Below are 6,913 nucleotides of genomic sequence, written 5' to 3'. Positions count from 1 at the left end.
GCGGACGGAGGCCGGGCTGGGCCGAGCGGCCGGCGTGACGGGTCCGGCGCGGCGGCCGGGAGCGCCGTACCGGGCGGCGGGAGGGACGCCGCTGACCGAACAGCGGGACGGCTTCCCGCTGCTCGCCGAGGCGCTGGCGCGGTCGCTGCGCGAGCGGGCCGGGCGCCGGCGCGCGGACGAGGAGGGGGTGACGGCCGACGCGGAGCTGTGGGTCGATCCCGAGCTCTGGCACGACGTCCGCGACAGGATCCTCGCCGCGATCGTCGACCTGCACGAGGGCGCTGCGGCCCCCCGTACGCCGGGAACGATCCGGGTCGGCGCCACTGTCGCCGCCTTTCCGCTGGCGGAATCCATGGGCCCGGAAGGACGTTGAACTCCTGATCCCGGGCATAACACCGGAATCGACAGGGTGTGCCGGTAGGGTCTCCCCGGGAAAGCCGGTTGTACGGGGCACTCGGAATGTGCACCCTGGAAGAGCCCGTCAACGGAGGACAGAACCGAATCGTGACAGCATCCGAGAGATCGATCCAGCTCGTGCGGGTGGCGGCCGAGGCCGCCGCCGAGAAGCTGGCCGACGACATCATCGCCTACGACGTGAGCGAACAGCTCGTCATCACCGACGCCTTCCTTCTCTGCTCCGCGTCCAACGACCGGCAGGTTCGCGCGGTCGTCGACGAGATCGAGGAGCGCCTGCGCGTCGAAGCAGACGCCAAGCCCGTACGCCGTGAGGGCGAGCGGGAGGGCCGCTGGGTCCTGCTCGACTACCTCGACATCGTGGTGCACGTGCAGCACGAGGAGGACCGCCACTTCTACGCGCTGGAGCGCCTCTGGAAGGACTGCCCGTCCATCGAGCTGCCGGAGAGCGTCAAGCGGGTCGCCGCCCAGCGCGGGCACGGAGCGGCCCGGTGACGAACGCCATCATCGGGGCGGCGCGATGAGCCGTCGCGTCGTCTGCCTGCGGCACGGGCAGACGCTGTGGAACGTCGAGAAGCGTTTCCAGGGACACACCGACATCGCATTGGACGAGACCGGCGTCGCGCAGGCGGCCCGGGCCGCCTCCCTGCTCGCGGCGCTGCGGCCGACCATGCTCGTCTCCTCGGACCTGCGGCGCGCGTACGACACCGCCGCGGCCCTCGGCCGGCTCACCGGCCTCGACGTCGCCGTGGACAAGGACCTGCGCGAGCGCGGCGGCGGCGAGTGGGAGGGCCTGACCCGCGACGAGATCAGGGCGGGCTGGCCGGCCGAGTACGAGGCGTGGGAGGCCCCCGGCGGCGAGGACGTGGCGCACGTCGCCGACCGTGTCGCGGAAGCGATCGGGCGCTGGGCGTCCCGCCTGGACGAGGACGGCCTGCTGGTCGTCGCCTCGCACGGAGCCGCGCTGCGGCTCGGCATCTGCCGGCTGCTCGGGCTGCCGCAGGAGCTGTGGTCGGCGCTCGGCAGCCTGGGCAACTGCTCGTGGTCGGTGCTGGAGGAGGGCCGTCGCGGCTGGCGCCTGCTGGAGCACAACGCGGGCACGCTGCCCGAGCCGATCAGCAGCGACGACAGCCCCGCCGCCACCGCGGACGGCTGAGACGCCTGTGACGGGTGACAATTAGGTAAACGGAAGGGCATACCTATATGCTCTCCGAGCGCCGCGCCGGGAGCACCCGGAGCGGTGGCAAGGGGCTATAGCGCAGCTGGTAGCGCACCTCCATGGCATGGAGGGGGTCTGGGGTTCGAGTCCCCATAGCTCCACACACCAGAGCGCCACGGACGTGGACATCCACTACAACATCGACGGCCAGTGGAAGGCCGTCCACCACGCCCGCGGCTTCGTCGGCATGCCGATGTGGCTGATCATCAACCTCCAGATGGAGGGCTCGTCCGGCTCTCCGGGCCCGAGCGCGAGCACCTACTACCGGGCCCGGAACGTCTACGTCGGCCGCTCCCGCGCCTGACGCGAGCGCCGGAGGATCACAGGCTCTTGAGGTAGGCGAGCGACGGCATGAAGAAGTACTCGCCGCCCTTCATCGTCACGGTCTGAGGAACCTGGTGCTGGGGACCGCTGAGCTTCGTGCTGCCCCACGCCTTGGGGTAGCGCACCTTGACGTCCCGCTTGCCCTGGCCGATCACGGGGTCGTGACCGGTGCCCTGGGCGGGGAAGTCGGCGTTGTCGGCCCAGCTCTGCTGGGTGAACTCGAACTGGTTCTGCAGGCTGGAGTTGAACGCCATGAACAGCAGGCCGACCCCGCCGGTCGGCCGGGTCGCCGCGGGCGCGTCGTCCCACGGCCTGTCGGTGCGCCTGCCGTACGTCTGGCCGCGCCGGGCCATCATGACGCCGAGTGTGCGCTCCAGCCCGCCGTCCCGCGAGTCCCGAGGGTTGGCCTTGCGGATGTGCGCGCTGACCGGGCACTTGGACCCCGGGTCGTCGCGGTAGCTGAAGTCGTTCTGCACCGGGTGGCCCTCGGAGCTCGGCTTGCCGTGCAGCCGCAGCGGCGTGCCGTTGCGGAACCGGCCCACCAGCATCGCGCCCGCGAGCGGCCGGTCGTCGCCCTTCAGGCCGAGCGCGTCGGCGAGGGCCTCCTCGGCCTCGCGGAACGCGCGGACGTTCTGCTCCAGCTTGCGCAGGACGAGGTAGCTGCCGAAGTGCCGGCTCGGGTGGGGAGCGAGGGGGTCGGGGACGAGCACGTGGCTCAGCGGGAAGAACGGGTTCCAGTTGGTGCCGGACTCGGCGGCCACCTGGTCGGCGAGGAACAGCGGCTGGCTGCGGCCGTCCACGTATCCGAAGTGCTCGATGCCCCGGCCCTGGGCGTCGCGCAGGCCCTCGCCCTTCTCCTCGCCGACGATCTTCGCGGTCTTCGGCAGCAGCGCGAGGATCCGCTCACGGGTGGCGGCGACCGGTTCGGGCGTGGCGTCGCCGATCAGCACGATCGCGTGGATCTCCTCCTGGTAGTGCTTCTCCCAGGCACCGACCGCCGGATCGCTCAACGTGTCCTTGCGCCGCTTCATCCCCGACTTGAACGCGTTGTCGGTGAATTTGGTGGTGGAGTCGCCCAGTTTCAGATAGCCGATTTTGCTGATACCGACGCCTACGTACGGCGTGCCGGTTTTCTTCGAGCGGTTGAACTCGCGGACCTCCTCAAGGTGCTTCCTGGCCGATTTCATGAGCGGGACGAGGGAGCGCAGGAAGCGCCTGCCGTCCGGGCCGTCGCCGAAGTGCACGAGCAGCAGGGACATGCTTTCCCTCACGTGCGCCTGCAGGATGTTCGGCTGCAGGTTGTCGAGCATGGCCTTGGTGTCGGCGTCGAGTTTCGCCGAGTCCCACGCGAGCGGCTTGCCGTTGGACAGGTCGACCGGCATGTCGATTCCTTCCCCGTAGTGGAAATGTCGGGCCCCAACCGATAAGAGCCATCATCCACGGAAAAAGTTCGGCGCGCTTCGACTTTGCCCATACGCGATGGGCCAGGTCAGGCCTATTCCGCACCACCGGGGTAGTGATCGGCCATGACGAAGAGACGGCCTGTCGGCGTTGAAGAGGAGTTCCTTGTCGTCGATCTCGAGACCCGGCGGCTGACGCCGCTGGCGGAGTCGATGCTGGAGCGGCTGCCGGACGAGGGGTTCGCGGCCGAACTGCAGCGCTCGGTGGTGGAGACCAACAGCACCCCGATGGAGGACCTGGGCGACGTGCGGGCCGAGATCGTGCGGCTGCGCCAGGCGCTCGTGTCGGCCGGCGAGCCGCTGGGGGTGGGCGTGATCGCCTCCGGCACGACCCCGATCACCGGCATCGAGGGCTACACGTTCACGCCCGGGGAGCGCTACGAGTACCTGTCGGAGTCCTACCGGTTCCTCGCCCAGGAGCAGCTCATCTGCGGGGCGCAGGTGCACGTGGAGATCGACGACAGGGACGTGGCGGTGCTCGCCGCCCAGCGTGTGGAGGCGTGGCTCCCCCCGCTGCTCGCGCTCAGCGCCAGCTCGCCCTACTGGATGGACGAGGACAGCGGGTATGCCAGCAGCCGGGCGCTGACCTGGCAGCGCTGGCCGACGGCGGGCCCGCTCGGCCCGTTCGCCGACGCCGCCGAGTATGACAGGACGGCCGAGGACCTGGTGGCGTCCGGCGTCATCGAGGACCAGGGCATGGTCTACTTCGACCTGCGGCTCAGCGCCCACGTGCCGACGGTGGAGATGCGCATCTGCGACTCCTGCCCGCTCGCCGACGACGTGGTGCTCCTCGCCGGCCTCTTCCGCGCCCTCATGACGAGGGAGATGGAAGCCGTGGAGCGGGGTGAGCCGCCGGCCGGCGAGCAGCGCCTGGCGCTGTTGCGGGCGGCCAACTGGCGGGCGGCCCGCGACGGGCTGGAGGGCGATCTGCTGTCGCCGGTGACGAGCCGGCCCGTGCCGGCCCCGCGGCTCATCACCTGGATGCTGGAGGAGCTGCGGCCGACCCTGGAGAAGCTGGGCGACTGGGAGATCGTCTCCGAGCTCGCCGACGCCGCGCTGCGCCGGGGCAGCTCCGCCTCGCGCCAGCGGGGGGCGTACGCGGTCAACGGGAAGCCGGAGGACGCGGTCGACCTGCTGCTCGCGGAGACCCGGCAGCGCTAGCGGGCCGTGCGGCAGGGCGGGAGTGCGGGCCGATACGCTACTGGCCATGTCTGCGACCCCCGCCCTGAGCGCGGCATGAACGGCGCCTATTCGGGCTGGCTGATCGGCGCCGCTCTGCTGCTGGCGCTCGTCGGTGTCGTCACCGCCGTACGGGACCGGCCGATGGGGCCGGTGCTGCTGGCCGGGCTGGGACTGCTGGAGCTCGCCGTGCTCGCGCAGGCGGGCTTCGCGCTCGCCGGGCTCGGCCACGTGGTGGAGAAGGCGACCTTCATCGGCTACCTGGCGGGCACCGTGGTGATCCCGCCCGCCGCCATGTGGTGGGGCCGGGCGGAGCGTACGCGCTGGGGGCCGGGGGTCATCGCCGTGGCCGCCTTCACCGTGGCCGTCATGACCGGGCGGCTGCTGCAGATCTGGAACGCGGGCGCATGAGCGAGCGTAGCGAGCGAATCAATAGACACAGTGCGATTCGCTCATGCGACTCCGAGCCGCAAGGCGAGGAGATGGCATGAGCGCCCCTGCCGGACAGGACCGGGGCGGCGAGGCCGTACGCTCCGGGCCGGGACGCGTGCTCGTGGCCGTGTACGGGATCTTCGCGCTGGCCGCGACCTCCCGCGCCGCCGTGCAGATCGCCACGAGATTCGCCGAGGCGCCGCTGGCGTACGCGCTGTCGGCGTTCGCCGGAGTGGTCTACATCGTGCTCACGGTGGCGCTGGCCCGGGGCGCCCGGCGCGTCGCGGTCGCCGCCTGCCTGGTCGAGCTGGCCGGGGTGCTGGTCGTCGGCACGCTGAGCCTGGCCGACTCCGCCGCGTTCCCGCAGGCCACCGTGTGGTCCGGATATGGCAGCGGGTACGGATTCGTGCCGCTCGCGCTGCCCGTCATCGGTCTCCTGTGGCTGCTGCGCGGAGTCCGGCGCTCGTAACGCTCCGGGGGAAGCAGGGAACAAATGAGAGTTATGAGGGCTTTGGTATGGTGTCAATCGTAGGATGACCGGATGAGGGGAGATGTTGCGGCGATGAGTGCCGTCGTGACGCGGAGGGGCGTGCTGCGAGCACAAGGCGGATCGATGGCGTGGCTGATCGCCGGGGGCATCGCCCTCGCCGCGTTGAACCTGCGCACCGCGGTGACCAGCGTGGGGACCGTCCTCGACCAGGTGAGCGCCGGGCTGGGTCTGTCGGGGGCGATGACCGGGCTCCTCACGACGCTGCCGGTGATGAGCTTCGCCCTGTTCGGCGCGCTGACGCCGGCCATGTCGCGGAGGATGGGGGAGCACCGGCTGCTGCTGGCCGCGATCGTCCTGCTCGCGGCGGGGCAGGCCGTGCGTTCCCTCGTCGACTCGGCCGTGCCGTTCATGGCGGCCAGCGCGGTCGCGCTGGCCGTGGCGCGGTCGGCAACGTCGTCATCCCCGCGCTGATCAAGAGGCACTTCCCCCCGGCGGGCGGGTGCGATGACCACCGTCTACTCGACGGCCCTCGCGGCCGGGACGATGGTCGCCGCCGCCGCGACCGTTCCCGTGCAGCAGGCCGCGGGAGGCAACTGGCACGTGGCACTCGGGGTGTGGGCGGCCCTGGCCGCCGTGGCCGCGATTCCGTGGCTCGCGCTCAGGCGCGGTGAGCCGGAGCGGCGCGACACATCCGCGAGGGCCGGAGCCGACGGCCTCCTGCGCAGCAGGCTCGCCTGGGCCGTGGCCGGATACTTCGGCTCGCAGTCGCTCATCGCGTACGTGATGTTCGGCTGGCTGCCGCTGCTGCTGCGGGACAACGGCTACACCGCCGGCCAGGCCGGCCTGGTCCTCGCCGTGTTCACCGGGCTCGGGATCCCCGTCTCCATGGCGGTGCCCGCGCTGGCGGCCCGGCTGTCCGGCCAGCGCCCGCTCGTGATCGCCTTCGTCGTCCTGTACGCGGTCGGCTTCGCGGGCCTGCTCACCGGGCAGGCGCTGTGGGCGTGGTCGATCCTCGTGGCCGTCGGCGGGGGAACGTTCCCGCTCGCGCTGGCGATGCTGGCCATGCGGACCCGCACGGCGGCGGGCACCGCCGCGCTGTCCGCCTTCGGGCAGAGCGCCGGATATCTCATCGCGGGCGCCGGTCCGATCACGTTCGGCCTGCTCCACCAGGTGAGCGGCGGGTGGGCGCTGCCGTTCGGGCTGCTGTTCGCCGCGCTCGCCGTACAGGTGGTCACCGGCTGGTACGCGGCGGCCGACCGCACGCTGGAAGACGAGACCCCGTCCGCGCCCGGTGGGCGGCGCAGCGACCACGTCTCGCGGGGCGTGCGCGACCTCGTCGCGGGACGGATGCGCCGGTCGGCCGACACGGCGCGGCGGGTGCGGTCGGGCGACGGG

Annotated in this window: 8 protein-coding genes, 1 tRNA gene and 2 pseudogenes; 10 read left to right on the top strand and 1 reads right to left on the bottom strand. The window is 71.6% G+C overall.

Going from position 1 to position 6,913, the window contains the following annotated elements:
- From B1L11_RS43580 to B1L11_RS43560, 5 genes and pseudogenes are all read left to right on the top strand, one after another.
- Nucleotides 1-373: pseudogene (locus tag B1L11_RS43580) on the top strand (hypothetical protein); the annotation flags it as partial.
- A 131-nt stretch (nucleotides 374-504) separates the two neighbouring features.
- Nucleotides 505-909 carry a ribosome silencing factor gene (gene rsfS / locus B1L11_RS43575; protein ID WP_079321005.1) on the top strand — a complete coding sequence of 135 codons (405 nt, stop codon included), beginning with the start codon at nucleotides 505-507 and terminating at the stop codon, nucleotides 907-909.
- Nucleotides 910-934: 25 nt separating this feature from the next.
- Nucleotides 935-1,570 (top strand): histidine phosphatase family protein, encoded by a 636-nt coding sequence (locus B1L11_RS43570; protein ID WP_079321003.1) that lies wholly within the window; start codon nucleotides 935-937, stop codon nucleotides 1,568-1,570.
- Between the two features lie 91 nt (nucleotides 1,571-1,661).
- Nucleotides 1,662-1,734, top strand: a tRNA-Ala gene (locus B1L11_RS43565).
- A 20-nt stretch (nucleotides 1,735-1,754) separates the two neighbouring features.
- Nucleotides 1,755-1,937 (top strand): hypothetical protein, encoded by a 183-nt coding sequence (locus B1L11_RS43560; RefSeq protein ID WP_079321002.1) that lies wholly within the window; start codon nucleotides 1,755-1,757, stop codon nucleotides 1,935-1,937.
- 16 nt (nucleotides 1,938-1,953) lie between these two features.
- On the opposite strand, the gene B1L11_RS43555 is transcribed toward B1L11_RS43560, so the two are convergent.
- Nucleotides 1,954-3,339 (bottom strand): hypothetical protein, encoded by a 1,386-nt coding sequence (locus B1L11_RS43555; protein WP_079321001.1) that lies wholly within the window; start codon nucleotides 3,337-3,339, stop codon nucleotides 1,954-1,956.
- A gap of 144 nt (nucleotides 3,340-3,483) precedes the next feature.
- Between B1L11_RS43555 and B1L11_RS43550 the strand changes: the two genes are divergently transcribed.
- From B1L11_RS43550 to B1L11_RS43535, 5 genes and pseudogenes are all read left to right on the top strand, one after another.
- Nucleotides 3,484-4,578: a glutamate--cysteine ligase gene (locus tag B1L11_RS43550; RefSeq protein ID WP_079321000.1), complete on the top strand. Its 1,095-nt coding sequence runs from the start codon at nucleotides 3,484-3,486 to the stop codon at nucleotides 4,576-4,578.
- A gap of 75 nt (nucleotides 4,579-4,653) precedes the next feature.
- Complete coding sequence (locus tag B1L11_RS43545; RefSeq protein WP_079320999.1) at nucleotides 4,654-5,007, top strand: hypothetical protein; 354 nt, start codon at nucleotides 4,654-4,656, stop codon at nucleotides 5,005-5,007.
- 76 nt (nucleotides 5,008-5,083) lie between these two features.
- Nucleotides 5,084-5,497 (top strand): hypothetical protein, encoded by a 414-nt coding sequence (locus tag B1L11_RS43540; protein WP_079320998.1) that lies wholly within the window; start codon nucleotides 5,084-5,086, stop codon nucleotides 5,495-5,497.
- Nucleotides 5,498-5,641: 144 nt separating this feature from the next.
- Nucleotides 5,642-5,989: a hypothetical protein gene (locus tag B1L11_RS53525; protein ID WP_256863424.1), complete on the top strand. Its 348-nt coding sequence runs from the start codon at nucleotides 5,642-5,644 to the stop codon at nucleotides 5,987-5,989.
- Between the two features lie 24 nt (nucleotides 5,990-6,013).
- A pseudogene (locus tag B1L11_RS43535) lies at nucleotides 6,014-6,913 on the top strand (MFS transporter); the annotation flags it as partial.

Origin of the sequence: Microbispora sp. GKU 823 (assembly GCF_002027145.1) — a bacterium.
Classification (GTDB): domain Bacteria; phylum Actinomycetota; class Actinomycetes; order Streptosporangiales; family Streptosporangiaceae; genus Microbispora; species Microbispora siamensis.
This window is presented reverse-complemented; position numbering and strand designations above follow the sequence as displayed.

What these genes read in the sequence shown, in the direction of transcription:
- B1L11_RS43570 (WP_079321003.1), top strand. Translation starts at nt 935, where the DNA reads ATGAGCCGTCGCGTCGTCTGCCTGCGGCACGGGCAGACGCTGTGGAAC.
- B1L11_RS43555 (WP_079321001.1), bottom strand. Translation starts at nt 3,339, where the DNA reads ATGCCGGTCGACCTGTCCAACGGCAAGCCGCTCGCGTGGGACTCGGCG.
- B1L11_RS43550 (WP_079321000.1), top strand. Translation starts at nt 3,484, where the DNA reads ATGACGAAGAGACGGCCTGTCGGCGTTGAAGAGGAGTTCCTTGTCGTC.
- B1L11_RS43545 (WP_079320999.1), top strand. Translation starts at nt 4,654, where the DNA reads ATGAACGGCGCCTATTCGGGCTGGCTGATCGGCGCCGCTCTGCTGCTG.
- B1L11_RS43540 (WP_079320998.1), top strand. Translation starts at nt 5,084, where the DNA reads ATGAGCGCCCCTGCCGGACAGGACCGGGGCGGCGAGGCCGTACGCTCC.
- B1L11_RS53525 (WP_256863424.1), top strand. Translation starts at nt 5,642, where the DNA reads ATGGCGTGGCTGATCGCCGGGGGCATCGCCCTCGCCGCGTTGAACCTG.